Annotated in this window: 26 protein-coding genes; 15 read left to right on the forward strand and 11 right to left on the reverse strand. The window is 65.1% G+C overall.

Annotated features, from left to right (window positions below; all coding sequences use genetic code 11):
- The first annotated feature begins 51 nt into the window (after positions 1-51).
- The 6 genes from IM738_RS03375 to IM738_RS03400 all read left to right on the forward strand — a co-directional run bounded on the left by IM738_RS03375 (position 52) and on the right by IM738_RS03400 (position 4,389).
- Positions 52-564, forward strand: a complete 513-nt coding sequence (locus IM738_RS03375; protein WP_236964484.1) for a Fur family transcriptional regulator — start codon at positions 52-54, stop codon at positions 562-564.
- A complete protein-coding gene (locus tag IM738_RS03380; protein WP_236964485.1) occupies positions 561-1,220 on the forward strand; it encodes an ABC transporter ATP-binding protein in 660 nt (219 codons plus the stop codon). The genes IM738_RS03375 and IM738_RS03380 overlap by 4 nt, the downstream gene beginning before the upstream one ends.
- Entirely contained in the window at positions 1,217-2,428 is a 1,212-nt protein-coding gene (locus IM738_RS03385) for an FtsX-like permease family protein (RefSeq protein ID WP_236964486.1), read from the forward strand. Before IM738_RS03380 ends, IM738_RS03385 begins: the two co-directional genes overlap by 4 nt.
- A 5-nt stretch (positions 2,429-2,433) precedes the next feature.
- Positions 2,434-2,673 carry a hypothetical protein gene (locus tag IM738_RS03390; RefSeq protein WP_236964487.1) on the forward strand — a complete coding sequence of 80 codons (240 nt, stop codon included), beginning with the start codon at positions 2,434-2,436 and terminating at the stop codon, positions 2,671-2,673.
- A 110-nt stretch (positions 2,674-2,783) separates the two neighbouring features.
- Positions 2,784-3,350, forward strand: a complete 567-nt coding sequence (locus IM738_RS03395; RefSeq protein WP_236964488.1) for a DUF3299 domain-containing protein — start codon at positions 2,784-2,786, stop codon at positions 3,348-3,350.
- Between the two features lie 82 nt (positions 3,351-3,432).
- Complete coding sequence (locus IM738_RS03400; RefSeq protein WP_236964489.1) at positions 3,433-4,389, forward strand: AEC family transporter; 957 nt, start codon at positions 3,433-3,435, stop codon at positions 4,387-4,389.
- A 111-nt stretch (positions 4,390-4,500) separates the two neighbouring features.
- Here IM738_RS03400 and IM738_RS03405 read toward each other — a convergent pair whose 3' ends face one another.
- On the reverse strand, positions 4,501-4,956 hold the full coding sequence (locus IM738_RS03405; protein WP_236964490.1) for a hypothetical protein: 456 nt from the start codon (positions 4,954-4,956) through the stop codon (positions 4,501-4,503).
- Positions 4,957-5,017: 61 nt separating this feature from the next.
- Entirely contained in the window at positions 5,018-5,557 is a 540-nt protein-coding gene (locus IM738_RS03410) for a GNAT family N-acetyltransferase (protein ID WP_236966452.1), read from the reverse strand.
- 192 nt (positions 5,558-5,749) lie between these two features.
- On the opposite strand from IM738_RS03410, the gene rpsP reads away from it, so the two are divergent.
- From rpsP to IM738_RS03440, 6 genes are all read left to right on the forward strand, one after another.
- Positions 5,750-6,007, forward strand: a complete 258-nt coding sequence (gene rpsP, locus IM738_RS03415; RefSeq protein ID WP_077334312.1) for a 30S ribosomal protein S16 — start codon at positions 5,750-5,752, stop codon at positions 6,005-6,007.
- Between the two features lie 47 nt (positions 6,008-6,054).
- A complete protein-coding gene (rimM, locus tag IM738_RS03420; RefSeq protein WP_236964491.1) occupies positions 6,055-6,645 on the forward strand; it encodes a ribosome maturation factor RimM in 591 nt (196 codons plus the stop codon).
- Between the two features lie 11 nt (positions 6,646-6,656).
- Positions 6,657-7,433, forward strand: a complete 777-nt coding sequence (gene trmD / locus IM738_RS03425; RefSeq protein WP_236964492.1) for a tRNA (guanosine(37)-N1)-methyltransferase TrmD — start codon at positions 6,657-6,659, stop codon at positions 7,431-7,433.
- Positions 7,434-7,578: 145 nt separating this feature from the next.
- The gene (gene rplS / locus IM738_RS03430) at positions 7,579-7,935 is read left to right on the forward strand and encodes a 50S ribosomal protein L19 (RefSeq protein WP_077334306.1); all 357 of its coding nucleotides are present in this window, start codon (positions 7,579-7,581) and stop codon (positions 7,933-7,935) included.
- A 119-nt stretch (positions 7,936-8,054) separates the two neighbouring features.
- Positions 8,055-8,753: a CoA pyrophosphatase gene (locus IM738_RS03435; protein WP_236964493.1), complete on the forward strand. Its 699-nt coding sequence runs from the start codon at positions 8,055-8,057 to the stop codon at positions 8,751-8,753.
- A gap of 30 nt (positions 8,754-8,783) precedes the next feature.
- A complete protein-coding gene (locus IM738_RS03440) occupies positions 8,784-9,713 on the forward strand; it encodes a CobD/CbiB family protein (protein WP_236964494.1) in 930 nt (309 codons plus the stop codon).
- 8 nt (positions 9,714-9,721) lie between these two features.
- Here the strand turns inward: IM738_RS03440 and rsgA are convergent, their stop codons facing one another.
- Positions 9,722-10,717 carry a ribosome small subunit-dependent GTPase A gene (rsgA, locus tag IM738_RS03445; protein WP_236964495.1) on the reverse strand — a complete coding sequence of 332 codons (996 nt, stop codon included), beginning with the start codon at positions 10,715-10,717 and terminating at the stop codon, positions 9,722-9,724.
- Positions 10,714-11,982, reverse strand: a complete 1,269-nt coding sequence (locus tag IM738_RS03450; RefSeq protein WP_236964496.1) for a M48 family metallopeptidase — start codon at positions 11,980-11,982, stop codon at positions 10,714-10,716. The genes rsgA and IM738_RS03450 overlap by 4 nt, the downstream gene beginning before the upstream one ends.
- A gap of 96 nt (positions 11,983-12,078) precedes the next feature.
- On the opposite strand from IM738_RS03450, the gene orn reads away from it, so the two are divergent.
- The 3 genes from orn (at position 12,079) to IM738_RS03465 (ending at position 16,645) form a co-directional block, all read left to right on the forward strand.
- Positions 12,079-12,678, forward strand: coding sequence for an oligoribonuclease (gene orn, locus IM738_RS03455; protein ID WP_236964497.1), 600 nt, complete (start codon positions 12,079-12,081; stop codon positions 12,676-12,678).
- A gap of 103 nt (positions 12,679-12,781) precedes the next feature.
- The gene (locus IM738_RS03460) at positions 12,782-14,371 is read left to right on the forward strand and encodes an inorganic phosphate transporter (RefSeq protein WP_236964499.1); all 1,590 of its coding nucleotides are present in this window, start codon (positions 12,782-12,784) and stop codon (positions 14,369-14,371) included.
- Between the two features lie 354 nt (positions 14,372-14,725).
- Complete coding sequence (locus IM738_RS03465) at positions 14,726-16,645, forward strand: DEAD/DEAH box helicase (RefSeq protein ID WP_236964500.1); 1,920 nt, start codon at positions 14,726-14,728, stop codon at positions 16,643-16,645.
- A 131-nt stretch (positions 16,646-16,776) separates the two neighbouring features.
- Here IM738_RS03465 and IM738_RS03470 read toward each other — a convergent pair whose 3' ends face one another.
- The 7 genes from IM738_RS03470 to IM738_RS03500 all read right to left on the reverse strand — a co-directional run bounded on the left by IM738_RS03470 (position 16,777) and on the right by IM738_RS03500 (position 26,274).
- On the reverse strand, positions 16,777-18,744 hold the full coding sequence (locus IM738_RS03470; RefSeq protein WP_236964502.1) for an acyltransferase family protein: 1,968 nt from the start codon (positions 18,742-18,744) through the stop codon (positions 16,777-16,779).
- A 95-nt stretch (positions 18,745-18,839) separates the two neighbouring features.
- The gene (locus IM738_RS03475; RefSeq protein ID WP_236964503.1) at positions 18,840-19,982 is read right to left on the reverse strand and encodes a hypothetical protein; all 1,143 of its coding nucleotides are present in this window, start codon (positions 19,980-19,982) and stop codon (positions 18,840-18,842) included.
- 101 nt (positions 19,983-20,083) lie between these two features.
- A complete protein-coding gene (locus IM738_RS03480) occupies positions 20,084-22,018 on the reverse strand; it encodes a polysaccharide biosynthesis protein (RefSeq protein ID WP_236964504.1) in 1,935 nt (644 codons plus the stop codon).
- 29 nt (positions 22,019-22,047) lie between these two features.
- Positions 22,048-22,608, reverse strand: a complete 561-nt coding sequence (locus IM738_RS03485) for a sugar transferase (protein ID WP_236964506.1) — start codon at positions 22,606-22,608, stop codon at positions 22,048-22,050.
- Positions 22,605-23,552, reverse strand: a complete 948-nt coding sequence (locus tag IM738_RS03490) for a UDP-glucose 4-epimerase family protein (protein WP_236964507.1) — start codon at positions 23,550-23,552, stop codon at positions 22,605-22,607. Before IM738_RS03490 ends, IM738_RS03485 begins: the two co-directional genes overlap by 4 nt.
- The gene (locus tag IM738_RS03495; RefSeq protein ID WP_236964509.1) at positions 23,553-24,497 is read right to left on the reverse strand and encodes a glycosyltransferase family 2 protein; all 945 of its coding nucleotides are present in this window, start codon (positions 24,495-24,497) and stop codon (positions 23,553-23,555) included.
- 73 nt (positions 24,498-24,570) lie between these two features.
- Entirely contained in the window at positions 24,571-26,274 is a 1,704-nt protein-coding gene (locus tag IM738_RS03500) for a DUF2142 domain-containing protein (RefSeq protein ID WP_236964511.1), read from the reverse strand.
- Between the last annotated feature and the right edge of the window lie 25 nt (positions 26,275-26,299).

A 26,299-nucleotide genomic window follows, 5' to 3' on the forward strand; every position in this document is an offset into this window, starting at 1 on the left:
GCAAGGATGGCGATAGTAACGCAACTTTGTTGCAATAATCGAGGCGCGCCCATGTCCACCCGTCCAGCCAAAGAATCCGTCCTGGTGCCCCCCGAAATCCAGACCCGTCTGGAAGCGGCCGGGCTGCGCCGCACCCTGGCCACGCGCGCCGTGCTCGGCCTGTTCCTCGCGAATCCGCAGGGCACGCTGAGCCATGCGCAGGCGTTGGTTTCGCTCACCGCGCGGGGGCTGGACATCAACCGCGTCACGCTCTACCGCCTGCTCGACCGCCTGGCCGCCTGCGGCGTGTTGCAGCGCCACGCCGACGATGGCGCGCGCACCTGGCGTTACGGTCTGGCCGACACCGGCGAAGGCCTGGCGCCGCGCTTCGAATGCGATGCCTGTCACCGCCAGTTCCGCCTCACCGAGGCCAGCGCGCCGACCCAGGCCGTGGCGAGCGACCTGTTCCGCACGCTGGCCGGGATGGGCCATCAGGGCTTGCGCGTCGATGTGTCGATCCACGGCACCTGCGCGAGCTGCGTGCCGTCCGCCGACGGCGCCCATGGCGGGGAACCCTTGCCGTGATCGAAACGCGGGGTCTGAAGCACGCCTACCCGGGCGGTCCGGTGCTGCACTTTGACGACGTGGCGGTGCCGCAGGGCGGCACGCTGCTGCTGTCTGGCGCCTCGGGCAGTGGCAAGTCGACCTGGCTGGCTTTGGCCGCTGGCCTGCTCACACCGCAGGCGGGCGAGATGCGCGTGGCCGGGCAATCGGTGGCGGCGCAGAAGGCCGGTGAGCGCGACCGCTGGCGCGCGCGCTGCATCGGCTTCCTGCCGCAGAAGCTGTTTCTCAGCGAAGCGCTCAGCGTGGCCGAGAACCTCGCGCTGGTGTACTTCGCCAGCGGCCAGCCGGTGGACCGGGCGGCCATCGCACATGCCCTGGAGGCGCTGGAGCTCGGCGCGCTCGCCGCGCGAAAACCCTCTCAGATCTCGGGCGGGCAGGCGCAGCGCGTGGCGCTGGCGCGGGCCTTGTTGCTGCGCCCGCCGGTGCTGCTGGTGGACGAGCCCACGGCCAGCCTGGACGACGCGTCCTGCGCCGCCGCGCTGGCCCTGTTGCAACAGGGCGCGACCCAGACCGGCGCCACCCTGGTGATCGCCACCCACGACGCGCGGGTGCGTCAGGCATTGCCGGAGGCCCAGAGGCTGGCCTTCCGGGCAAGCGAGGCGGAGGCCACCGCATGAACGTGTTCGGCCTGTCCTGGCGCTACCTCTGGTCGCGGCCGCTGGCGACGGCGCTCAACCTGCTGCTGCTCACGCTGGGGCTGGCGTCGATGGCCTTTGTGCTGATCACAAAAGACCAGATCGATCGCGCTTTCGAGCGCGACCTGCAGGGCATCGACGCGGTGGTCGGCGCCAAGGGCAGCCCCATGCAGCTGATCCTGGCGGGCGTGTTCCACCTCGACGTGCCGCCGGGCAACATCGCGCTGGAAGACATGAAACAGCTGCAGTCGCACCCGCAGGTGGCGCAGGTGATCCCGCTGAGCCTGGGCGACAACCTGCAGGGCTTTCGCATCGTCGGCACCACCCACGATTACCCCGCCCACTATGGCGCCACGCTGGCGCAGGGCGCGCTGTGGGCCCAGCCGATGCAGGCGGTGCTGGGCGCTCAGGTCGCCCGCGCCACCGGGCTGGTGGTCGGGCAGGATTTCGCGGGTGCGCACGGCCTGGGCCACGGCGGCGCCGAGCACGGCGAGGCGCGCTACCGGGTGACCGGCGTGCTCGCGCCCTGCGGCTGCGTGCTCGACCGGCTGGTGCTGACCGCGACCGAGTCGGTCTGGAAGCTGCACGACGCCATGCACGCGACCGATGACATGGACGACGAAGACCGCGCCGCCATCGCCGCCGACCGCGAGGTCACGCTGGCGCTGGTCCGTTACAACAGCCCGCTCGCCGCCATGGCTTTTCCGCGCTTCATCAATCACAACACGGCCATGCAGGCCGCGTCGCCCGCGCTCGAAATCACGCGCCTCCTGAGCATGGTTGGCGTGGGCACGCGCGTGCTGCAGGGGCTGGGTGCGGTGCTGCTGGGCGTGGCCGGCCTGTCGGTCTTCATCGCGCTGTGGAGCGCGGTGCGCGAGCGCCGGGCCGACCTCGCCATGCTGCGCATGCTGGGCGCGCCGCCGCTGAAGGTGGGGGCGCTGTTGCTGTGTGAGTCGCTCTGGCTGGCCGCGCTGGCTTGCGCGCTGGGCCTGCTGGCTGCGCACGGGCTCACGGCCCTGATGGGCTCGATGTTGGTGGCCGAGCAGTCGCTCGCCATCTCGGGCTGGCAATGGGTGTCTGCCGAAGGGTGGGTGCCGGTGCTGGCCTTTGTCGTGGCGGTGGTGGCGGCGCTGGTGCCGGCCATCAGCGCCTACCGGGTCGATGTGACCCAACTGTTGAACACGAGGTGAATGAAATGAAGAAAACCGCTCTGTTGTTGCTCTGCGCTTTCATGGCCACGGCCGCCATGGCCCAGCATTCCGCCCAGGAGGTCAAGGAAGACGTCGCCCGCCACCGCGCCATGGCCGCTGCGCACGAAGCCGCCGCCAAGTGCATGGAGGCGGGCAAGGGCGAAAAGCTCTGCATCGCGGAACTTCAGACGGCCTGCAAAGGTCTGGCGATCGGGAAATACTGCGGGATGAAACACGGACATTGAGAGCCCACCCCCGCGCCGCCTTCGGCGTCACCCCCTCAAGGGGGCAACGCGATGCGGCCCGGCAAAGCCGGTTCCGCCGCGTTCTGGCAGTGAATTTCCTCTCTTCATATATGAATCATTTCCTTCGTGGCGCCTTGTTGCTGTTGGCTTGTTCTTCCGGGCTGGCTGGCGCTCAGCTGTCTTCGCCGCTGGGCACCGCTCCGGCCAGCAAGCCGTCGTCGGAGTCGGGTTCTGGGACAGCACCCACCGTGCCGCATGTGGCGGGGCAGGGGCCGGGGGTGCACAGCCCGCTGTCGCCGTTCGCTCCGCTCACCGCGCGTGCCGATGTGGTGGCGTGGTCGCTGCTGACCGACATCAAGACCCAGATCCAGAACCGGCGCATCGTGCCGGTGTACACGCCGGCCGTGACGGCGCTGAACCAGAAGACGCAGCGCCTGCAGGGCTTCATGGTGCCGCTCGGCCCAGGGGGGCAGCAGCGCCACTTCCTGCTGGCCTCGGTGCCGCCCACCTGCGCGTTCTGCACGCCCGGCGGGCCCGAGAGCATGGTCGAGGTGCGCACGCGCGAGCCGGTGAAGTACAGCCTCAATGCCGTCGTGGTCGAGGGCAAGTTCCATGTGCTGCAAAACGATCCTTACGGCCTGTACTACCGGATCACCGAAGCCATCGGGGTGAAGTGAGTGGGCGCTGCTTCGCGCAACGTGAAGCCTGTTCGTCCTCTGTCGCGCTGAAGCGGTAGTGCCCTCACGGTACGATCCCCGGGTGAACCTCAGCACCCACCCCGTCGTCGTCTCTCTCACCCCGGTGTTTCTGCTCATCGCGCTCGGTTACCTGGCCGGGAGGCTCAACTGGATCCGCGATTCGGCCGTCAAGGACCTGTCCAACCTGGTCTTCCTGCTGCTGATCCCGGCGCTGCTGTTCCGCACCATGAGCGCGGTGCATGTGGAGACGCTGGACCTGCGCCCGCTGCTGGCGTATTTCCCTGCGGCCTTGCTGCTGCTGTTTGCCTCGATCGCCTGGCGCGGCTTCAACCGCAGCAGCGTGGTGATGGCGCTCGGGGGCGTGTTCTCCAACATGGTGATGATCGGCATCACGCTGATGGAGCTGGCCTACGGCAAGGACGCGCTGGTCACGCTGCTCACGCTGGTGTCCGTGCACGCGCTGATCCTGCTGACCGTGGGCTCGGTGGTGCTGGAACTGGTGGTGGCGCGCGAGGCTCGGGAGGGCGGTGAGCGCGCCCCGCATGTGCTGGAGACCGCGTGGTCCGCGTTCAAAGGCGCGCTGATCCACCCCATTCCCCTGCCCATCATCAGCGGCCTGCTGTTCGCCCAGACCGGACTGACGCTGCCCACCGTGGTGGACAAGCCGCTGCAGCTGCTCGGCAGCGCCTTCGGACCGATCGCCCTGGTGCTGGTGGGCGTCACGCTGGCGCGCACGCCGCTGGGCGGGCACCTCAAGCCTGCCTTGTTGATCACCGTATCGAAGAACCTGGTGTTGCCGCTGATGGTGGGCGCCTCGGCCTGGGCCTGGGGCATCACCGGCCTGCCACTGACCGTGATGGTCGTGGCCGCCGCGTTGCCGATGGGCGCCAACGTGTTCCTGTTCGCGCAGCGCTACGAGGTGGATCAGGGTCTGACGACGGCCGCCATGGGGCTGTCCACCGCGCTGGCGCTGTTCACCCTCACGCTGGTGATGCTGGTCATGGCAGGAATCAGTTGACCTGCCGGCGCGAAGTGCATTGCCACCAGGACACCGCGGAACCGGCTTCGCCGGGCCGCAGGTGGCGCCCCTTGAGGGGTGCGCACCGCAGGTGCGGCGCGGGGTGAGCCTCTACTGACTGATTTTCTTGGCTTCTTCGATCTGGTACTCGAAGTAGTGCTGGATGCCAAAGGCCAGGCTGCCCATGAAGGCGATGGTGCCGACGAGCAAGGCCAGCACCAGGGCGCCGATGGTGAGCCAGTTCGTGCCGCCTGCGGCCGATTCGCTGTCCAGTCCGGGGTTGAACCAGGCATTCCACTTCGCGCGGTCGCTCAGGGCATAGACGATGGCCGCCAGGCAAGCCACAGCGATGCTCGCACCGAGGAACGGGATCAGTACCCAGGACAGCCGGTCGTCCTGCCCCAGCGTCTGCACACGCTCCACCCCCCACCAACCCAGCGCGGCGGCGATGGGGTGAAGCCAGCCGATCCAGTCGCTCAGCCCACGCAGGTAGAAGCGGTGCAGGCCCATGCTGCCGCCGAGCACCGCGAGCCAGACGGTCAGGGTCTTGTTCCTGGGGCGGCTCATAAGGAAACCTCCGCTCTTCGAGCTGCGGTGCGAGCTTGCTTGGGGCGGCCCGGCGCTGCGCTCATGCCGCGCGCCCGCTGTCTTCAGGCGGGGTGCTGTCGCCCGCGCCCAGGCTGCGCTGCATGATGACGATGTCGAGCCAGCGGCCGAACTTCCAGCCGCAGGACTGCACGACCCCCACCTGTTCAAAACCCAGCGCGCGGTGCACGCCGATCGAGCCGGCGTTGGCCGAGTCGCCGATCACCGCCATCACCTTGCGAACGCCGCTGCGCTCCAGCTGGGCCATCAGCTCCGCGAGCAGGGCCTTGCCCAAGCCTTTGCCGGCGGTGTCCGGCGCCAGGTAGATCGAATCCTCCACCGAAAAACGGTAGGCCGGGCGCGGCTTGAACCAGTTGCCGTAGGCAAAGCCCAGCACCTGGCCGTCTTCTTCGATCACCAGCCAGGGCAGGCCTTTGCCCAGCACGTTCGCGCGCCGCGCGGCCATGTCGGCCACGCTGGGCGGGGTGGTTTCAAAGGTGCCAGTGCCGTGCAGCACGTGGTGGCCGTAGATGTGGGTGATGGCGTCGAGGTCGTCTTCGAGGCTGGGGCGGATCAGGGGCATGTCGGGCAAGTGCTGGATTGAAGAGAGGGTGCTGCGAGGTTTGCCACACGGGCTATAATCGCGGGTTTTGTGGCGTTTCGCTGGCCGGGTGGTCAGTCGTGTGTCTCAGGCGCCGCAATGAATCGGGTTTATTCAGCCAAAAAAACCCATTGAAGCTCCGATCTTGGGGCTTCTCCACCCGAAGGATAAATCATGGTCGTCATTCGACTCTCCCGCGGCGGCTCCAAGTCGCGCCCGTTCTACAACATCGTGGTTGCCGACAAGCGCAACCGCCGCGATGGCCGTTTCATCGAGCGCATCGGCTTCTACAACCCGCTGGCCCGCGGTGGTGAAGAGCCCCTGCGCATCGCTCAGGATCGCCTGTCCTACTGGACCAGCGTGGGTGCCGAGCCGTCGGACACCGTGGTCCGCCTGGTCAAGCAAAACGCCGCCAAGGCCGTCGCCGCCTGATCGGTCTGGCCAGCCCGTCCAGGGTTGGCTGGTCTGCCTCCTTCCGCATGTCCAACAGCCCATTCGCCATCGCGTCCTTGCCGGACGATGCCATCGAACTGGGCCGGATTCAGGAAGCCTGGGGCATCAAAGGCTGGGTTCGCATCCTGCCGCACAGCGCCGACACCTCGGCGCTGTTTGAAACCTCCGAATGGTTTCTCCAGCCGCCCGAAGCCCGCTTCGCTCGCGGCTTTTCTGCGTTTTCGGGTGTCGTTCGCATCGGTGTGGCCGAGATCAAGGCCCACTCCGACGGCATCGTCGCCCGGCTGGAAGGCGTCGACGACCGAACGGGCGCCGAAGCATTGAAGGGCGTGCGCATCAACGTGCCGCGCAGCGCCTTCCCCGCCACCCCCGAGGGTGAGTACTACTGGGTTGATCTGATCGGCCTGGATGTGGTCAACCGCGAAGGCCTGCACATGGGCGTCGTGCGCGACCTCATGCCCACCGGGCCGAACTCGGTGCTGGTGATGGCGTACACCGAAACCGTCGATGGTCAGGAGCAGACCGCCGAACGCATGATTCCTTTTGTCGGCGCCTACGTGGACGACGTGGACCTCAAGGCCCGCCGCATCACGGTCGACTGGCAGCCAGACTACTGACGGAGCGCATCTTGCGCTTCGACGTCATCACGCTGTTTCCGGAGTTGTTCGAGCCGTTTTTCAAGAGCGGCATCACCCGGCGAGCTTTTGAATCCAGACAGGTGGACGTGCGGCTGTGGAATCCGCGCGATTTCGCTGAAGGCAATTACCGCCGGGTGGACGACCGGCCGTTCGGTGGCGGTCCTGGTATGGTGATGATGGCCGAGCCGATGTGGCAGTGCCTGCAGGCCATCCGCGCCGACCGAGAAGAGGCCGCAGACGCCCAGGCTCCGGTGGTGCTTTTTTCGCCCATCGGTCAGCGGCTGGACCATGCCGGTGCCACGCAGTGGTCCGCCAGCGCTGGCGCGGTGCTGGTGTGTGGCCGCTACGAGGGCATCGACCAGCGCTTCATCGACACCTGTGTGAACCGGCAGATCAGCCTGGGTGATTTTGTGCTGTCGGGCGGCGAGATCGCTGCGCTGGCCTTGCTGGATTCGGTGGCCCGCCTGATGCCCGGTGTGCTCAGCGACGAGGGCAGCCACCAGCAGGACAGTTTCAACCCGGCGCTCGATGGCCTGCTCGACAGTCCACACCACACCCGCCCCGAGGTCTGGCAAGGCCCACAGGGGCCGATGGCCGTGCCGGAGGTGCTGCTGGGCGGGCACCACGAACGCATCGCGCGCTACCGGCGCGAGCAGAGCCTGACGCTGACCGAGTGCCTGCGGCCCGACTTGCTGGCGCAGGCCCGGGAGGCTGGCAGGCTCACCAAAGCCGACGAGGCTTTTCTGCGCCAGTCAAAAAAGCTATAATCCAGGGCTTTTCGATCCTCTGACCGGCCGCCGTGACCGGGCCAGCCCGCAGCAAGCGCCAACCCGTTGGCAACCGCTGGACAGGGCCCCTGCCGGATTCGTGGCCTTTAGTGCAGCGCGGGCATGATCGTGAAATCAGGAAACCATGAACCTCATCCAGACCCTTGAGCAAGAAGAAATTGCTCGCTTGAACAAAACCATTCCGGCGTTTGCCCCTGGTGACACCGTGATCGTCAGCGTGAACGTGATCGAAGGCACCCGCAAGCGCGTGCAGGCCTACGAAGGCGTGGTGGTGGCCCGTCGCAACCGTGGCCTGAACTCCAGCTTCATCGTGCGCAAGATCTCCAACGGCGAAGGCGTGGAACGCACTTTCCCGCTGTACAGCCCGCTGATTTCCGCCATCGAAGTCAAACGCCGCGGTGCCGTGCGCCGCGCCAAGCTGTACTACCTGCGCGAGCGCAGCGGCAAGTCGGCCCGCATCAAGGAAAAGCTGGGCGCGTAAGCGAACGGTCCACAGCCGGGGGCAGACCGCTTCCGCTGCCCTGAAAAAAAGCCGCTCCATGGAGCGGCTTTTTCATGCCTGATCGCCGCACGTTGTGGTGTGCCCTATGCTTGAAAGCCATGTCCGATCCTGTGCCCCTCCGTTTCCCCCCGTCGTTTGATCCGCGCCAGGCGCCGGTGCTGAGGGTTTCGGGTGATGACGTTTTGCGTCCCCCCGCGCCACAGCGCCTGACCGTCCCGGGACTGCGTGCGCTGTTCCACAGCCCACCGATCTGGACCCCGGAATTGATCAAGGAAAAGAAGTTTGCCGACCGCGCGCCGGCGCAGGCCGCTGTGTTGTTGCCATTGGTCATGCACGAACGCCCGACCTTGTTGTTGACCCAGCGCACGGCCCACCTGTCGACCCACTCCGGGCAGATCGCTTTTCCGGGTGGCAAGCTCGATGACGTCGATGTCAATGCCACCGCCGCGGCCCTGCGGGAGACCCAGGAAGAAATTGGCCTGACGGCCGACTGGATCGAGGTGCTGGGGCATCTGCCCGAGTACGTGACCGGAACATCGTTCACCGTGACACCGGTGGTCGCTCTGGTGCGACCCGGTTTCGTGCTTCAGCCGAATCCGCACGAGGTGGACGATGTGTTCGAGGTGCCGCTGGACTTTCTCATGGATCCCGCCAATCACCACAGGCACGGATTTGAGTGGGATGGTGTGATGCGGGAGTGGTACGCCATGCCTTACCAGGACGGCGCCCGCGAGCGATTCATCTGGGGCGCCACCGCCGGCATGTTGCGCAACTTCTATCGCCTGCTGATCGCCTGAGGCGTCGCCACCCGTCGCTATGATGGCGCCATGAGTTTTTTCGCCATCCTCATCGCTTTGCTGATCGAGCAGACCCGCCCCCTGGGATTCGACAACCCGGTGCATGCCGGTTTGCGCAGCTGGGCCCGGATGGTCCGACGCAATCTCGACACCGGACAACCCGGACATGGCTGGCTGGCCTGGGCGCTGGCGGCGGGGGCGCCTGCGCTGGGTGCTGCGCTGGTGTATTGGGGCTTGTGGCAGTTCAGCAGCGTGCTGGCGTTCGTGTGGCTGGTGATCGTTTTGTATGTGACGCTGGGTTTCCGGCAGTTCAGCCACCATTTCACCGACATTCGCCAGGCGCTCGAAGAAGGCAACGACGTTCGGGCGCGTGAGAAGCTGGCGCAGTGGCTGCATGTGGAAACGGTCAGTCTGCCGCGCACCGAGTTGCTGAGGCAGGTGATCGAGCAGTCGGTGCTGGCCGCCCACCGCCATGTGTTCGGGGTGCTGGCGGCTTTTGTGGTGTTCTGGCTGCTGGGGCTGGGGCCTGCAGGTGCGGTGCTGTACCGCATGGCGGAGTACCTGTCACGCAACTGGAAGGCCCGGCCCGACGGAACGCCCAGCGTGCCGCTCCAGAAGGCCAGTGCGCGCGGCTGGGAGTGGGTGGACCACCTGCCCGCGAGGGCCACTGCGCTCGGTTTCGCGGTGGTCGGCAACTTTGAGGAGGCGGTAGCGAGTTGGCGCGGTGAGGCCGAGCTGTTTGCACCAGGCAGCGACGGCGTCGTGCTCGCTGCGACCTCGGGAGCGCTCAACGTGCGCCTGAGTTCCCGCGAAGGGGTCATTGAAGAATCAGACGGTGTCGCTGCGCGCCCCGAGCCGCAGCTGGCACATCTCGCGAGTGCGGTGGGCCTGGTGTGGCGCAGCGTGGTGCTGTGGATGCTGCTGCTGGCGCTGTTGACGCTGGCACGCCTGCTGGGCTGACCCTGCACTCAGTAGGTTCTGCGCGCCGAGAGTTCGGCAAACAACTCCTGATAGATGCGGTATCGGTTCTCCGAGATGGAGCCGGGGCCTTCTGCGCCCGGTCCAGCTGCAGCTTTCTGCACGTTTGTGAGCACCACACAACCCGGCTCGTGCAGGTGCGTGCAGTTGTAGAAGCGGCAGTGGCCGAGCGTGGCGCGCAGGTCGGGCATCAGGTGGGCGAGCTGCATGGGCTCGATGTGGTTCAGACCAAATTCCTGAAAACCGGGCGAGTCGATCAGCGCCGTGCGCCGTGTGTCGTCCACCCAGTACCAGGTGGTGCTGGTGGTCGTGTGCTTGCCCGAATTGAGCGCGCGGGAGATTTCGCCTGTGAGCGCCCTGGCATGCGGCACCAGCCGGTTCACCAGCGTGCTCTTGCCCACGCCCGATGGGCCCAGCACCAGGGTGGTCTTGCCGGCCAGTCGCTCCATGAGTGCGTCCAGACCGGCTTCGCTGCTGGCGGCGGTGTCGCCCTTGAGTCGCAGCGGCAGCACATCGGTGCCCATGCGGCGGTAGGGTTCCAGCCGCGCCCACGCGTGGTCGTAGGCGGGCTGCAGATCGCTCTTGTTGAGCACGATCAGCACCGGAATGCCTTCGGCTTCTGCCGCGATCAGGGAGCGCGCCAGCTGGCGCTCGGAAAACTCCGGGTCGGCCGCGACCAGCACCAGGATCTGGTCCAGGTTGGCCGCGAACGACTTGGTGCGCAGTTCGTCTTGCCGGTAGAACAGGTTGCGCCGTGTTTCCACACGCTCGATGCTGCCTTCATCGCCCGTTGGCATCCAGCGCACCCTGTCACCAACGACGGACTGGCTCTTCTTGCCCCGTGGGTGGCAGATGCGCCGTTGTCCGTCGGGGCTCTCCACGAGGCAATGGCGCCCGTAGGCCGCCACCACCAGACCTTCATCAAGACCGCCGGGTGCCCCCCTGGCGTCCACGGCATTGGCGCCAAGGGTCCGGGGCTGGCTCATGCGACAGCGCCTCGCAGCCGAGCAATGCGCTCACTGGCCGGCGGATGCGAATAGTAGAAGCGCGCGTAGACCGGGTCGGGCGTGAGCGTGCTGGCGTTGTCCTTGTAGAGTTTGAGCAGCGCGCTGGCCAGGTCGTTACCGTCGGTGTGTGCGATGGCGTAGGCGTCGGCTTCGAACTCGTGGCGACGCGAGAGCTGGGCCATGAGTGGTGAGAGGAAGTAAGTGAACAACGGCACCACCATCAGAAACAACAGCAGCGCGAGGGCGTCGTTGGGTGCGTCCATCGAGGGCAGCACGCCCAGGCCGTTGTAGAACCAGGCCTGGCGCGACACCCATCCGAGCAGTGCGAAACCCAGCAAACTGAGGCCGAACATCATCACGGTGCGCTGGAAGATGTGGCGGCGCTTGTAGTGACCCAGCTCGTGTGCGAGCACGGCGTCGATCTCGGGCGGGCTCAGCTGTTGCAGCAAGGTGTCAAAAAACACCACCCGCTTGGCGGCACCAAAGCCGGTGAAGTAGGCGTTGGCGTGGGCACTGCGTTTGCTGCCGTCCATCACGAACAGGCCCTTGGCGGCAAAACCACAACGCTTCATGAGCGCGTTCACCCGGTTCTTCAGCACCTCGTCCTGCAGGGGGTCGAACTTGTTGAAGAGTGGCGCGATGACGGTGGGGTAGAACACCAGCATCAGCAGGCTGAAGGCCATCCACGCGCCCCAGGCCCAGAGCCACCAGGCGGAGCCAGCGGCTCCCATGAGCCAGAGCACCAGCGCGGCGATCGGCAGCCCGATGAGTGCACCCACCATCCCGCCCTTGAGCATGTCGGCCAGCCACAGGCCCAGGCTCATCTTGTTGAAGCCAAACCGCTCTTCCAGCCGGAAGGTGGCCCACCAGCCCATGGGCAGCGTGAGCAGAGCACCGATCAGGGTGAAGCTGCCCAGCAGCGCGAGCTGCTGCCACATGCCCGGACCCATCCAGGCCAGCAGGGTCTGGTTGAGCCAGTGCAGGCCGCCGAGCAGCGTCCAGCCCAGCAGCAGAAAAGCCTCCAGCGCCGCTTCCAGCATGCCGAAGCGGGCCTTGGCCACGGTGTAGTCGGCCGCCTTCCGGTGAGCGTCCAGGCCGATCGTGGCCGCGAAGGGCTCGGGCACACCATCCCGATGGTGCACCACGTGGCGGATCTGCCGGCTGGAGAGCACGGTGCGCACGACGAGGCCGAGCACGAGCGCGACACAGAAGACCGCGGTGAAAGAGAAGGCACTTGCATCCATGGGGGGAGTCTATCGAAGTGATGGCCTCACCCAACAGAAAAGGTCTTGGCCATGGGGTCGCCAGAGTCCGGTCGGCGCATCGGTGAAAATCGGCGCATGAGCCTTCAACACACCCACCTGCCGGCCGATGCCGCCACCGCCACGCCATCCCTGCTGCCCAAAAGCGACCAGAATCTGATCTGGCTCGACTGTGAGATGAGCGGCCTCGATCCCGAGAAAGAGCGCCTGCTTGAAATTGCCGTGGTGGTCACCGGCCCTCACCTGGAACCCCGGGTGGAGGGACCCGTGCTGGTCATCCACCAGAGCGATGCGGTGCTGAACGCCATGGACAACTGGAACAAGGGCACGCACGGCAAGAGCGGTCTGATCGACAAGGTGAAGGCCAGCACCCTGAACGAAGCCGATGCGGCTGCCGAGCTGCTCGCCTTCATCAGCCAATATGTGCCGAAGAACGGTTCGCCCATGTGTGGAAACAGCATCGGGCAGGACAGGCGCTTTCTGGTGAAGTACATGCCCAAGCTGGAGGCCTATTTCCATTACCGCAACCTGGATGTGAGCACGATCAAGGAACTCGCCAAACGCTGGCGCCCGGAGGTGTACGACAGTTTCAAGAAGCACCAGAAGCACACGGCGCTGGCGGATGTGCACGAGTCCATCGACGAACTGGTGCATTACCGCACCCATTTTCTGCGCTGACAGGCTGGCACAGGACCCCTGTCCTTCGCCCGCTCGCACCGTCCTGTTGCGCCTTTTCGCACCCATGACCGTGTCAAAATCGTGAAGATCACGAGAAGCTCACATGACAAAAAAGACCCGTTCCAGCTTTGTATCCCGTCACATGGACTCCCTGCAACTGGGCGCCTCGGTTGTTTTTCTTTTGTTGGTGGGCCTCTACGCCTCCTTGACTGGGGCCAACGTCGCGAGCCTGTCGAGCTCCTCCATCTGGCTGTTGATCGTCGCGGCCGTGGTCGGTGGCTACATGGCGATGAACATCGGTGCCAACGATGTGGCCAACAACATGGGACCGGCGGTGGGTTCGGGGGCCATGACCATGGGTTGGGCCATTCTGGTGGCTGCGGTGTTCGAGGCCCTGGGCGCCATCATCGCCGGCGGTGACGTGGTTGGCACCATCAAGGGCGGCATCATCGACATTCAGCAGATCAAAGATGCATCGCAGTTCGCTTGGCTGATGTTCGCGGCCCTGCTGGCCGGTGCGCTCTGGTTGCACCTGGCCACTGCGATTGGTGCGCCGGTGTCCACCACCCACTCCATCATCGGTGCCGTCATGGGCGCCGGCATTGCGGCCGGTGGCTGGGATCTGGTGAACTGGGGCACCATCGGCAACATCGTCATCAGCTGGGTGATTTCGCCGGTATCCGGTGGCTTGGTTGCAGCTGCCTTCCTCTACCTCATCAAACGCAGCATCACCTACCGCAGCGACATGACGGAGGCTGCTGCCCGTGTCGTGCCCTGGCTGATCGCTGCCATGGCCTGGGCCTTCGGCACCTACATGCTGCTCAAGGGGCTGGGACAACTGGTGAAGGTGTCATTCTGGGTGGCCATCGGGGCTGGCGCTGTGCTGGGGCTGATCGCCTGGATGCTGGTGCGTGGGCCGATTGCGCGCAAGGCGCTGCTGCTGCACAACAGCAAAGATGGCGTCAACCGCCTGTTCACCTGGCCGCTGGTGTGTTCGGCAGCGCTGCTGAGCTTCGCGCACGGCGCCAACGATGTGGCCAACGCCGTGGGGCCCCTTGCAGCGATTTACGAGGCGGTGAAAGAGGGGGCTGTGGCCAGCAAGGCATCGACGCCCTTGTGGATCATGGTCCTGGGTGCACTCGGCCTTGTTGCCGGGCTGGCTTTGTACGGCGCTCGCCTGATCCGCACGGTCGGCAAGGAGATCACCGAGCTTGACAACATGAGGGCCTACGCCATCGCGATGTCGGCCACCCTGACGGTGATCGTGGCTTCGCAGTTGGGGATGCCGGTATCGACCACCCACATCTCCATCGGTGCCGTGTTTGGCGTGGGCTTCTTGCGTGAGTTGCTCAAGGTCAACTACGCCAAGATGGAGGCGGTGGTGTTCGCCGGCCATCAAGGCGCGGATCGGGCAGAGGTCGAGGCCTATCTTCAGCGCTTTGAGGCCGCTGAGGTGAGCGAGAAGAAGCGCATGCTCTCGGAGATGAAGAAGCGGGCGAAGGCACGTGAACTGGCCGTGGGCGCCGTGCTGGCCAAGAACGAGCAGAAGGCGCTGAAGAAGGCCTACAAGAAAGAGATCGTGAAGCGCTCCGCGGTGCTGCGCATTGTGGCGGCCTGGATCGTCACGGTGCCTGCCACCGCAGTGCTCGCGGCCGTTCTGTACAAGGCTGTTGCGGCTCTTTTGTCGGCTTGAAGTGGATGGATCTAAATAAATCTAGGGTTTTCCCTGAAAATCTGCAATAATCGCAGGCTGCACAGAAAACTGTGCTGATTTGTGCATCTGCCTCACACACCAGGCCTCCCGGTATTTGCGCTGTTCTCCCACCGGGAGCTTCAGCCCACCGCAGTATCACTGCAGTGCAACGGATGAGGCCAATCGTTCCGGGTGCCTTCGTTTCTTGAAGGCCCCTCGGCGCGTTGACCGTTTGATGGTTGATGTTTTGTAACCACGAACGGATCAAGCGCCAGGAGCGCACGCACCCACATTGGGTGTGGCTTATCCTGACCGTTTTGCTTCGATCAATTGCGCTGTAGCGCAAGGACGAACATGAGCGACTCTTTTGAAGCCCGCGGCGAATTCACGCCCGACACCCTGCCCGTTGACGCTGTCGCGGACGAATCCATCACCATCGTCGAGCCGTCGGCTCCCAACGGCTTCGCGCTGCTGGGCCTGGCGCCCGAGCTGGTTCAGGCCTGTGTGGACCTCGGTTACACCAGCCCGACCCAGGTTCAGAACAACGTGGTGCCCAAAGCCATGCTCGGCGAAGGCGAAAAGCGTTTTGCCGACCTGATGGTGTCCAGCCAGACTGGCAGCGGCAAGACCGCCGCCTTCCTGCTGCCCGTCCTGCACACCCTGCTGCAACAACAGGCCCAGGCCGAAGCCAACGAAAAGGCCGAGTTCGAGCAGAGCGTCGCCGACGCCCTGGCCCGTGGCGAAGTTGCCCCCAAGCGCGCCAAGCGCAAGGACCCGACCAACCCGCGCAACTTCAAGGCCGCCACCCCCGGCGCCCTGATCCTGTGTCCGACGCGCGAACTCGCCCAGCAGGTGGCCAACGATGCCATCGATCTGGTGCGTCATTGCCGCGGCCTGCGTATCGCCAACGTGGTGGGCGGCATGCCCTACCAGCTGCAGATCGCCAAGCTGCAAAACGCCGACCTCGTGGTGGCCACGCCCGGCCGCCTGCTCGACCTGCAGCGCTCGCAGCAGATCAAGCTCGACCAAGTGCAGTTCCTGGTGGTCGACGAAGCCGACCGCATGCTGGACCTCGGCTTTGCCGACGACCTGGCCGATGTCAACGACATGACCAGCCAGCGCCGCCAGACCATGATGTTCAGCGCCACGTTCGCGCCGCGCATCCAGCAGCTCGCCATGCGCGTGATGCATGACGGCGGCAAGCACGTGCAGAAGATCCAGATCGACAGCCCGCAAGAACAGCACGCCAACATCAAGCAGGTGCTGTTCTGGGCCGACAACGCCGACCACAAGCGCAAGATGCTGGACCACTGGCTGCGCGACACCAGCATCAACCAAGCCATCGTGTTCTCCAGCACCCAGATCGAGTGCGATGGTTTGGCCACCGACCTGCAGCAAGCCGGCTTCGCTGCCGTGGCGCTGCACGGTGCGCTCAGCCAGGGCATCCGCAACCGCCGCCTGATGGCGCTGCGCGCTGGCCAGGTGCAGATCCTGGTCGCCACCGACGTTGCGGCCCGCGGCATCGACGTGCCCACCATCACCCACGTCTTCAACTTCGGCCTGCCGATGAAGGCCGAGGACTACACGCACCGCATCGGCCGCACCGGCCGTGCCGGCCGCGACGGTCTGGCCGTGACCTTCGCCGAGCTGCGCGACCGTCGCAAGATCGGTGACATCGAGGCCTACACGCGCCAGCGCATCGCGGTGGAAACCGTGCCCGGCCTGGAGCCGCGCCAGCGCGCGCCGATGGCCGAACCGTTCGGCCGTGGTGGTCCTGGCGGCCGCCCTCAGGGCCGTGGCGGCAACGACCGTTTCGCCGACCGCCGTGGTGCTCCCGCTCCGCGCGGCCCGCGTTTCGAAGGCCGTGGCGACGCGCCGCGCTTTGAAGGTCGTGGCGATGCACCTCGTTTTGAAGGCAACCGTTTTGACAACCGGGGTGACGCTCCGCGCGGTGACGGCCGTTTCGAAGGCCGTCCTGCACCACGCAGCGAGGCGCGTTTTGACAGCCGCCCCGACAACCGTTTCGAGCGCGATGCCCGTCCTGCGGGTGGTCCCGGCCGTGGTTTTGGCGACCGTCCGCAGGCACCGCGTCCTGGCGCCAAGCCGCAAGGTTTCTCCAGCTTTGGCCGCAGCGACAACGGCGGTGACCGTGGTGGCGACCGCTTCAGCGACCGCGGCAACTCCGAGCGTGCCGCCCTGCGCGGTGGCGAGTTCCCCCAGCGCCGCACCGAAGGTGGCCCGGCCCGTCCGGTCGCTCGTCGCCAGCCGCGCTGATCGAAAATGGGTTTTGCAGAGGCACTGAGGGGCCTTCTGCGTCACCCGCAAAAAAGCCGCTCCTCGGAGCGGCTTTTTCATGTCTGCTGTTTCTCGCCTCTCTCGCTGACATCAACCCTGCGAGCGATGCGTCAGGGCGTTCTGAAGATCATCGGAGCCAACTGGTCCACGTAGTAGACCATGGCGCCGGTGGAGAGGTGACCGTAATCGTAGGACAGCGGCTGAACGGCATCGTCGGTCAGGCGGGTGAGGCAGCCCTGCGCATTGCAGAAGAAATCCATGCCGGAAATGAACTCGATGCCCATCTTCTGGGCGCGAGCCCGCATCCGGGCGGTGGCATTGCGCACCTCTGGATCAAGAAACGCTTCTGTCAGTCGCAGCGGCGGCCGGGCTTGCACCGACCCCTTTTTCCATTCCTCCAGGAGAATCTGGGGCAGGTGCTTTTTCCAGTACGGCACGGCGCCCAGCATGATGATGCGGGGCACGCCGGCCTTCTTGATCTCCTGCACCGTGGCTTCGAGGTTGCGAAGGTCGTAGCGCTTGTTGTGCCACCACGAATAGAGGATCACGACATCGGGCCTGGCATCGCGGATCGCCTGGATCGTGTCGTCGTTGAGGCTCTTGCACAGTGGTCGCGGCTCGATGCCCAGGACCGACGGGCAGATCGCGGCGGTGCGTTCCCCCAGGCCGAACGTGTACTTGCCTGATTCCTGCAGTGCTTTGAAACCCGGGTACAGCGAGCCCGCGTGGGAGTCGCCCCAGATGAACACCAGCGGACGCTTCTTTTCGATGCAGAAGGCTTTGTAGTTCGACGGCGGCAGCTTGTAGTCCAACATGCAGTCCTGGTCGCGCCAGCCTTCGATGATGGCCGTGCGCCCGCCCTTGGACATCATGTCGCGCACGATGTCGGGGAAACGGTCGTCAAAGCCGTTGTTGCGGTAGGTGGCGTATCCCGAACCTGCTGCCAAGGCCATGGCGACGCACAATGACGCCGTCATGGTCTTGCGGTTCAGGCGACCGAACCGGATCGGTTTTTCCACCAGCCGGTAGGTCAGCCAGGCCAGGGCCACCGCGAGCAAGACCCAGCCCGTCTGGTGTTCCCAGCGGGGCAGGTCGCCGGCTTCGATGTGGGCAAACGACAGCAGCGGCCAGTGCCAGAGGTAGAGCGGGTAGCTGATGAGCCCGATCCACACGAACGGCTTGCTGGCCAGCACATGGCGGTTGAACCAGGCGTGCGGACCCGCCGCGATGAGGAGCACCGACCCGAGGGTGGGCAGCACCGCCCACCAGCCCGGGAAACGCCGTTCCGGGTTGATGGTGAACAGCACCAGCAGCAGAAGGCCGGCGCCGGTCCATGCCAGCAGGTTGCTGGGTTTGGGGGTGGCCGCGGGCAACGGCGGTGGATCGGTCCAGAGCCCCCGTCTGAACACGGCACCCAGACCGACGCGGTGCACGTGCATGGCCGCCAGCATGGCGCCGACCAGCAGTTCCCAGAAACGCGATGCGGGGTTGTAGAACGCGGCGGTGATCTGGCCGCGCACCAGGTAGAGGTTGATCAGGAAAGAGACCAGCATCAACACGGCGATCCAGCGCATGGCGTTCAGGCGCCAGCGGTGGACCGCCCACAGCGTCAGCGGCCAGAGCATGTAGAACTGCTCCTCGATCGCCAGTGACCAGAGGTGCAGCAGGGGCTTGTTGGCCGACGCGGCGTCGAAGTAGCCCGCTTCGTTCCAGAACGCAAAGTTGGAGACAAACGCACTGCCCGCCAGGATGTGTTTGCCGACCTGCTTGTAGTCCACCGGGAGCAGCTGGAACCAGCCCGTCACGATGACGGTGGTCAGCACCAGGAGCAGGGCAGGGAAGATGCGTTTGATGCGGCGCGCGTAGAAATCAATGAAGCTGAAGCGCTGCTTCTGAAGGCCCGCCAGGATGATCGAGCTGATCAGGTAGCCGGAGATGACGAAGAAGATGTCCACGCCGACGAAGCCGCCCCGGATCTGTTCGGGAAACGCATGGTGCAGCACCACCGACACCACGGCGATGGCGCGCAGGCCGTCGATGTCGGGGCGGTAGTGGGTGTGCACGGAATCGGTGGACACGGATGGACAGAGGAAAGCCGCACACGCCGATGGGTTGCATCAGGCGATCGAAGGCCCGGATCGAGGCGCCGGTGCCCCCTTTCTGGTGTTCCGGCTCAGGCGTAGAGTTCGCGCGCGATGCGCAATGCCAGCGTGTCTGGCAGCGCAACGTCATCGAAAGTCAGCGTTTGTCCGGCAATGACCGGGCGTGTGATCACGGCGTCCTGGATCATGCCGATGGGCACATGTCCGCGCACATCGCTGATGCGGGCCGCTTCGCCACGCACCTGAAATCCGCCAATGGCGCGATTGATGCGTGTTCCCACGGGCAGGTCGGTCTTGGCGATGCCGACGATGGACACCGTGGGCTGGCTGGAGTTGTTCAGCAGAACACCACCGCCATGGAGCACACGCCTCACCGTCTTGATGATCTCGTACTGGCACAGGTGGAACGGGCGGACGAGCACGTAGTAGGGGCCGTCACCGAGCTTGAGGTAGTTCAGTGCCTTCCACTCCGACTGGTCGTGGGTGCCGACCACGAACACCCCTGCGTTGCCGGGAGAGAGCACGTAGTCCGAAATGGCCTGTCCGACCCCGGCTGCCGTGCGGGCAAGTTCGATGGCCGCCTTGGTCACGTCGGTCGCCTTGGGCCCTTCCATGCCCTGGCGGGTGATGGTGCCGCCGAAGCCATTGGCAACCAGGGCCTGCTCGATCTGGATCTTGGTGCCGTCGGTGAAGGAGGTCGTCTGCTCGACACTGATGCCCTGTTTGCCGGCCCAGTAAGCCATCTCTTCGGGCTTTGGAAGGTGGTTCAGAAAGCCCTTCATGTTGCCGTACACCAGCGGCTTGAAGCCCATCATCACGGCTTCTTCGCGCAAGGCGGCGATGGAGCCGGGCTGATCGCCCTCGGCTTCGGTGAGCAAACCCTTGTCAGCGAACCAGGAGCCGGTCGTGACGTGGAACTCGGAGTTCATGGTCACCACCGGCTTGCCGGCGCGCAGGGCGGCGTCGATCACGCTGGTGGCGTGCAGCACGTCGCCGCTGCATTCCACGATGAGGTCCGACTTGTCCAGCAGTTCCTGGACCGAGTGCGTGAGTTGTTCGGGGAAAGGAAATCCGTCCGGCTGTCCCAGGGGGCGGCGCGTGAGCACCGCGCTCAGGGTGAGATCGGTTGCGTGGTTGTGCACCAGGCGGGCGAAACCGCTGGCGATGAAGCCGGTGCCCACCAGGCCAATGCGTTGCTTGTTCGAACTGTTCATGTCTGTGTGACCTTTGATCGGTAAGGAGGGGGAAGGGCCTGTGGCGGTCGGCGAATGGCCTGGATCGATCACGCCCCGCCCAACAGGACCTGCGGGGATGGCTACACGCTGTAGCGCAGACGGCTGTCCGGGCCGGCGGCTTCCAGGCCCTGATCGGTGGGTGAATAGCCCGCCACCAGCTCGATCAGGAGCTCTTTGGTGCCTTCCACATCACGTCGGTCCAGCAGGGCCTCGAGTTGTTGGAGCTTGTCCTGCAGCACAGGCCAGGCGAGAAACTCCTCGTGGGCCTTCATGATGCGGGGATGCGAGGTTGGACGCGGGTTGTTACCGATGAGCAGCTCTTCGAACAGCTTCTCGCCGGGGCGCAGGCCGGTGATCTCGATTTCGATGTCACCGTCCGGGTTGTTCTCGCTGCGCACACACAGACCCGAGAGCTCAATCATGCGCGTGGCGAGGTCGAAGATCTTGACCGGGTCACCCATGTCCAGCACAAACACGTCGCCACCCTTGGCCATGGCCCCCGCCTGGATGACCAACTGAGCGGCTTCCGGGATGGTCATGAAGTACCGGGTCATGTCCGGGTGGGTCACCGTGATGGGGCCTCCGTCGCGGATCTGACGTCGAAATCTGGGCACCACCGAGCCCGATGAGCCCAGCACATTGCCGAACCGCACCATGGAGAAACGGGTCTTGGACGGGGTGTCGGCCAGCGCCTGCAGCGCCATTTCGGCCAACCGTTTGCTCGCACCCATGACGTTGGTGGGGCGCACGGCTTTGTCGGTGCTGATCAGCACAAAGTCGGTCACGCCTTCTTCGGCAGCGATGCGGGCGGCGGTCAGCGTGCCCAGTGTGTTGTTCCGGATGCCCTCGATCGGGTTGTGCTCGACCAGTGGCACATGTTTGTAGGCTGCGGCGTGGTAGACCGTGTCGGGCTTCCAGTCGGACATGATGTCGCGCAGGCGCTGGGCGTCGCGCACCGAGGCGAGCACCGGAACCAGCAAAGTGCGTTCGTTGTCGGTTCTTTCTGCCAGTTCCTGGTGGATTTCGTACAGCGCGAATTCGCTCTGTTCCACCAGCACCAGCGTGGTGGGCGCCACCGCCAGGATCTGGCGGCACAGTTCGCTGCCGATCGAGCCACCTGCACCGGTCACCAGCACCACTTTGTCTGAGATGTTCTTGCCCAGCAGGATGTGGTTGGGGCTCACCGGCTCGCGGCCCAGCAGGTCGTCGATGTCCAGCTCGCGCAAGTCGGAGGTGCTGACCATGCCTTGAGCGAGTTCGCTCACGGCGGGCAAGGTGCGCACCTGCACGTGGGCACGGAGCATCTGCGCGATCATCTCGTTGCGGCGGTGCCGGCTCACCGAGGGGATGGCCAGCAACACCGTGCTCACCTGCAGCGAATTCACCAGACCCGGAAGATCCGCTGGGCTGTAGATCGACAGCCCGTTGAGCACGTGGCCGTGCAGGCGGTCGTCGTCGTCCAGGAAACCGACCACCCGCATCTCGTGGCTGTTGGCCATGGCGCCAGCGAGTTGCCGACCCGCATTGCCTGCGCCATAAATCAGCACACGGGGCAGCGCCACCATCTTGAGCTGGTTGCGGTACAAGCCGCCCAGCCAGAAGCGCGCCAGCATGCGCGACGCGCCTACCGTGAGCAGCAGCAGCATCGGCTGGATCAGGCCCACGGTGCGGGGTACGCCATCGACGCCGAAGGCCGTGAACACCGACGCGAAAAGCAGCGCGTACACGGCAATGGCCTTCATCACCGTCATCAAGGCAGACAGTCCCGAGTAGCGAAAGATGGCGCGGTAAAAACCGTTGACCACGAAGATGGGCAGGGCCACCGCCAGCGAAACCACCACCGCCCACAGCGGTTGCCAGTAGCTGTCGCCGGCAAGCCTCACCCATTCACCGAGTCGCAGGTAGAAAGCCAGCCAGACGGTCAGCACACAGAGCGCGGCGTCGACGGACAGCACCACCACACGTTTGGCGGGCCTCGGCATGGCCAGGATGGGCAGGGCAAAACGGTTGAGCATCGGTGTCTTCTTCGCGGTCTGGCGGTGATTCAGTGGTTGACACCATCGCGGCGCAGCACCCGCCACACCGTGAGGAAAATGATCTTCAGGTCAAACCCGAACGATTGACGCTGAAGGTACTCGGCGTCGAGGCGGACCTTGTCCGGAATTGGCAGCTCGTCGCGTCCATTGATCTGGGCCCAGCCCGTCAGACCGGGGACGAGACGCTCCACGCCCGCCTCCGTGCGCAGCTGGATCAGATCATGCTGATTGAACAGGGCGGGGCGGGGACCCACAAGGCTCATGTCGCCCTTGAAGATGCTCCAGAGCTGCGGCAGCTCGTCCAGGCTCGTTCGGCGCAAAAAGGGTCCCACCGGCGTCAGGTATTGGTCGGGCTCCGACAGCAGGTGGGTGGCCACGGCGGGCGTGTCCAGTCGCATGCTTCGAAATTTGGGCATCTTGAAAATGCGGTTGTTCCGACCCACCCGATCACTCCAATAAAGTGCTGGTCCGGGGGAGGTCCAGCGGACCAGCAGGGCGATCAGCCCGATCGGCACCAGCAGCAACGAGCCGACACAGAGCACGAAAAAGAGATCGAAGGAGCGCTTCATCCCTTGACATCCTGTACCGTGAGCTTCAGGCCCTGCTGCACCGTCCACGGAGGCGTCCAGCTCAAAACCTCCCGAGTATGCCCGATGTCGACCTGCAGCGACCCTGTCAGCCGTTCGATTTGAGGGGTCTGACCGGTCAGACGGCCCGCCAGACGCAGCCAGGAGACCGGCACCGGCAGCAGCCTCGCAGGACGTCCCATGGCCGCCGCCAACCCCCGGATCAGTTCGGGGGTGGACATGTCGTGGTCGTCGGACGCGAGAAGGGTTTGACCGGCCGCAGCAGGGTGGTCGATGCAGATCTGGAGCAAGTCGGTGAGATTGCCCAGGGCCAGCAGGGACCGCCGGTTGTGAATGCCCCCGAGTGGCAGCGGAAGGCCTCTGGCCACCCATTGCATCAGCCGCAGGAAGTTGGCTTTGGCACCGGGGCCGTAGACCAGGGGGGGGCGCACGACCACGATCTCCAGCCCCGTGGTCGCCGCCACCGCCCACAGGGCCTGCTCGGCTTCCCACTTGGATTGCCCATACGCATCTTGAGGGGCAGGTACCGACTTCGCGTGAAATGGGGCGCCGGGGAACGTCTGCTCGCCATGCACTTTCAGCGAGCTCACGAACACCAGGCGCCTGACGCCGGTAGCCGCAGCGGCCACGGCCAGCGCCCGCGTTCCATCGACGTTGACACGGCGAAACGCACCCTGCGGATCAGGGTCTTTATCGTGCATCACATGCACCCGCGCCGCGCAGTGCACCACGCAGTCCACATCCTTCAGTGCGTCTGACCAGGGGGTGTCGGGCCCGATGTCTCCAACCACGCGAGAGCCGTCCGGAGGGGAACTTTCGGCGGTGCGCACCAAAGGCACCACAGTGCGCCCTTGCGCCCGCAGGCTCGTGCACAGGGCGCGACCCACGAAGCCGTTGGCGCCGGTGATGGCGATCGCTCCAGCCATTTACCGCTTCTGGTCCCGGTTTTCGAGGGTCAGCGCCCGGACTTCCTCCATCAGCTTGCGGTTGGCCGAGAGCAGGTCGGCGACAAACGCGATCAGGATGGTGTGGAAGCCCATGATCAGCAGCGAGCTGGCCAGGATCAGCGACTGCACATGGCCGTCGTAGTCCTCGGTCAGCCATTTGTAGAGGAATCGCAGGCCGATCAGGAAACCCAACGCAAAGAGGGTCAGCCCGATGGACGCAAAAAACCGGAACGGCCGGTAGATCACGAACACGCGGATGATGGTGATGATGCTGCGGCGGATGTACGAAGAGATGCTCTTGACCAGGCGAGAGGGTCGCAGGTCGCCATTGACCCGGATCGGCACCGAGGTGATGGCCATGTTCTTCTGCCCCGCCTGGATGATGGTCTCCAGGGTGTAGGTGTAGTCGCTGAACACGGCCAAACGGCGCGCGGCCGAGCGGCTCATCGCGCGGAAGCCGCTCGGGGCGTCGGGGATGTTGGTCTTGCTGGCCACCCGGACCACCCAGCTGCCCAGTTTTTGCAACAGCTTCTTGACCGGGCTGAAGTGCTCGATGGCCTCGATGGGCCGGGCGCCCACCACGATGTCGGCCTTGCCGTCCAGAATGGGCCGGGTCAGTGCGGGGATGTCGTCGGCGTTGTACTGGTTGTCGGCGTCGGTGTTAACGATCACGTCCGCGCCATGCTCCAGACAGGCCTGCAGACCGTTCATGAAACCTCGCGCCAGGCCCTGGTTGGTGGTGTGGCGCACCACGTGGTCCACGCCATGTGCCAGGGCGACCTCGACCGTGTTGTCGGTGCAGCCGTCGTCGATGATCAGCCATTCCACCTGGTCGAATCCGGGCACCTGACGTGGCAATGCGGCCAGGGCAATGCCCAGGGTAGCTGCTTCGTTGTAGCAGGGGATCTGGATGATGAGTTTCAAGAGGGACTCCGTTGAATGGTGATCTGGTTGATCTTGTGTCGGGGGCTTCAGCAACCTGCGCGATGGAGCGGGGTCAGAGTGCGCAGCCGTCGGTTCGAAGGTGGCCAAAACTGCCGTCCCGGAACTCGGCCATCAGCCGGATATCGCAGACGACCAGTGTGGCGGGGATTCGGCGGGCGGTGAAGGCGAAGCCTGCGTTCATGGCCTGTGGCGTGCCCAGGGCCGCGGCGACGTCCTCGCGCTTCACCTGCACTGGCATGGAGGCAATGAATTGATTCTTCGCGAGAATCCAGAGGCGCTGCACCTTGTCGCCCCGCTGCGCGTCAAACACCCAGCCTTTGGCACGCAATTCCCCATTCGTGAGGGTGAGTGTTTCGAGGCGTCCGGTCACGGTGTCGCGCAAGGGCACCTGCAGCGGCTCGGTCTTGAGGGGGCTGTGATCGGTGTAGGCGAGGTTCTGTGGCAGGTCCTGCAGCGCCTGCTGCTGCTTGAGCAGGACGACCGGCGACGAGGCCCAGAAGACCCCGAGGGCGCTGGCGGCGAACAATGCGGTGACCGTCTGCTTGAACCACCCGGGCTGGCACAGCACGAAGAACGGGAACCAGATCACTGGCAGCAGGTAAGCGTAGTAGCGGGGCTGCAACCCGGACAGCATGCCGTTGCCCAAATAAGCGCGGTAGCCGAACACCAAGTGCAAGGTCAGGGTGGCCAGCGTGGCCAGCGCCAGCGCATCGAAAAAGCGGATCGCCATGCGGTCTGCGGTCAGCAACGGCGTGCTGAACCTCACCACCAGCCAGCCCACCAGGGGCAAACAGACCATGGTGTAAAAAACCGGCAACCACCGCTCGTCGATGGGGGCCACGCTCAGGTGAGACAGGATGCCCGGCAAACGCCGCCACATGGTGTAGACGTACTCTTGGCTGTAGCCCAGAAAGTCCAGCGGGGCCTGCGGCGGCACGAGCACATAGAGGTCGGAGGGCTTGGGAAACAACGTGCCATGCGTCAGCCGGGTCACCACGTAGTAGCCCCCGACCAAGGCCACGAACACGGCGACGTGGCGCCAGGTGCTTTGAAGCAGCAGAACAGGGTGAAGACGGCGCAGGTTCAACACCGCCAGGGCGCCGAAAAAGAACACCATGAAGGCCATGCCGGTGGCCTTGGTCAGAAAGGTGATGAGCAGGCCCAGCAACAAGATGGTGTACGACCCGGTGTGGCGCCCGGTGCGGGCCGGGTTCATGGCGCGGGCGAGGCCGTAGAAACCCATGGCCATGCCGGTGTAGAGCAGGGTGTCGTTGGTGACGCTGCCAGCCAGGTAGGCAAACATGGGAATGCCCGCGCAGGCGAACAGCGTGAGCGCGACCGCGCCTGGCTGCATCTTGAATTCGCGCGCGGTCAGCACCGTGAAGATCAGACCCAGGCCGACGAACGCCACCCCGAACAGGCGGAACACCAGGTAGTTTGCTTTGGGGTTGAGGGCAAACACCTTGCCCACCACACCCAGGGCGCTGTAGTACAGCGCCGGGTGCGCCAGGTAGTTGGGGGATTGTCCGAAGCCCATGAGCTTGCCCGTCTTGAAGTCGGGCAGGGAGGCGGGCGACTGGATGCTGTCACGGATGTAGGACAGGTGTGGCACCTCGTCCGGCGGGTAGCTGTAGGGCGTGTTGTAGGCCATCACCACGCTCTGCAGCACGATGAACACGAGCATGAACAGCGCCAGCGGCATTTGGGCCCAGGTGCGGTAGCCCTGGGCACAGGCGGAGAACAGGCGCTTGATCATGTGCGGGTGGTCCGGTGATGGCGTT

Source organism: Hydrogenophaga sp. SL48 (genome assembly GCF_021729865.1).
GTDB lineage: Bacteria > Pseudomonadota > Gammaproteobacteria > Burkholderiales > Burkholderiaceae_C > Hydrogenophaga.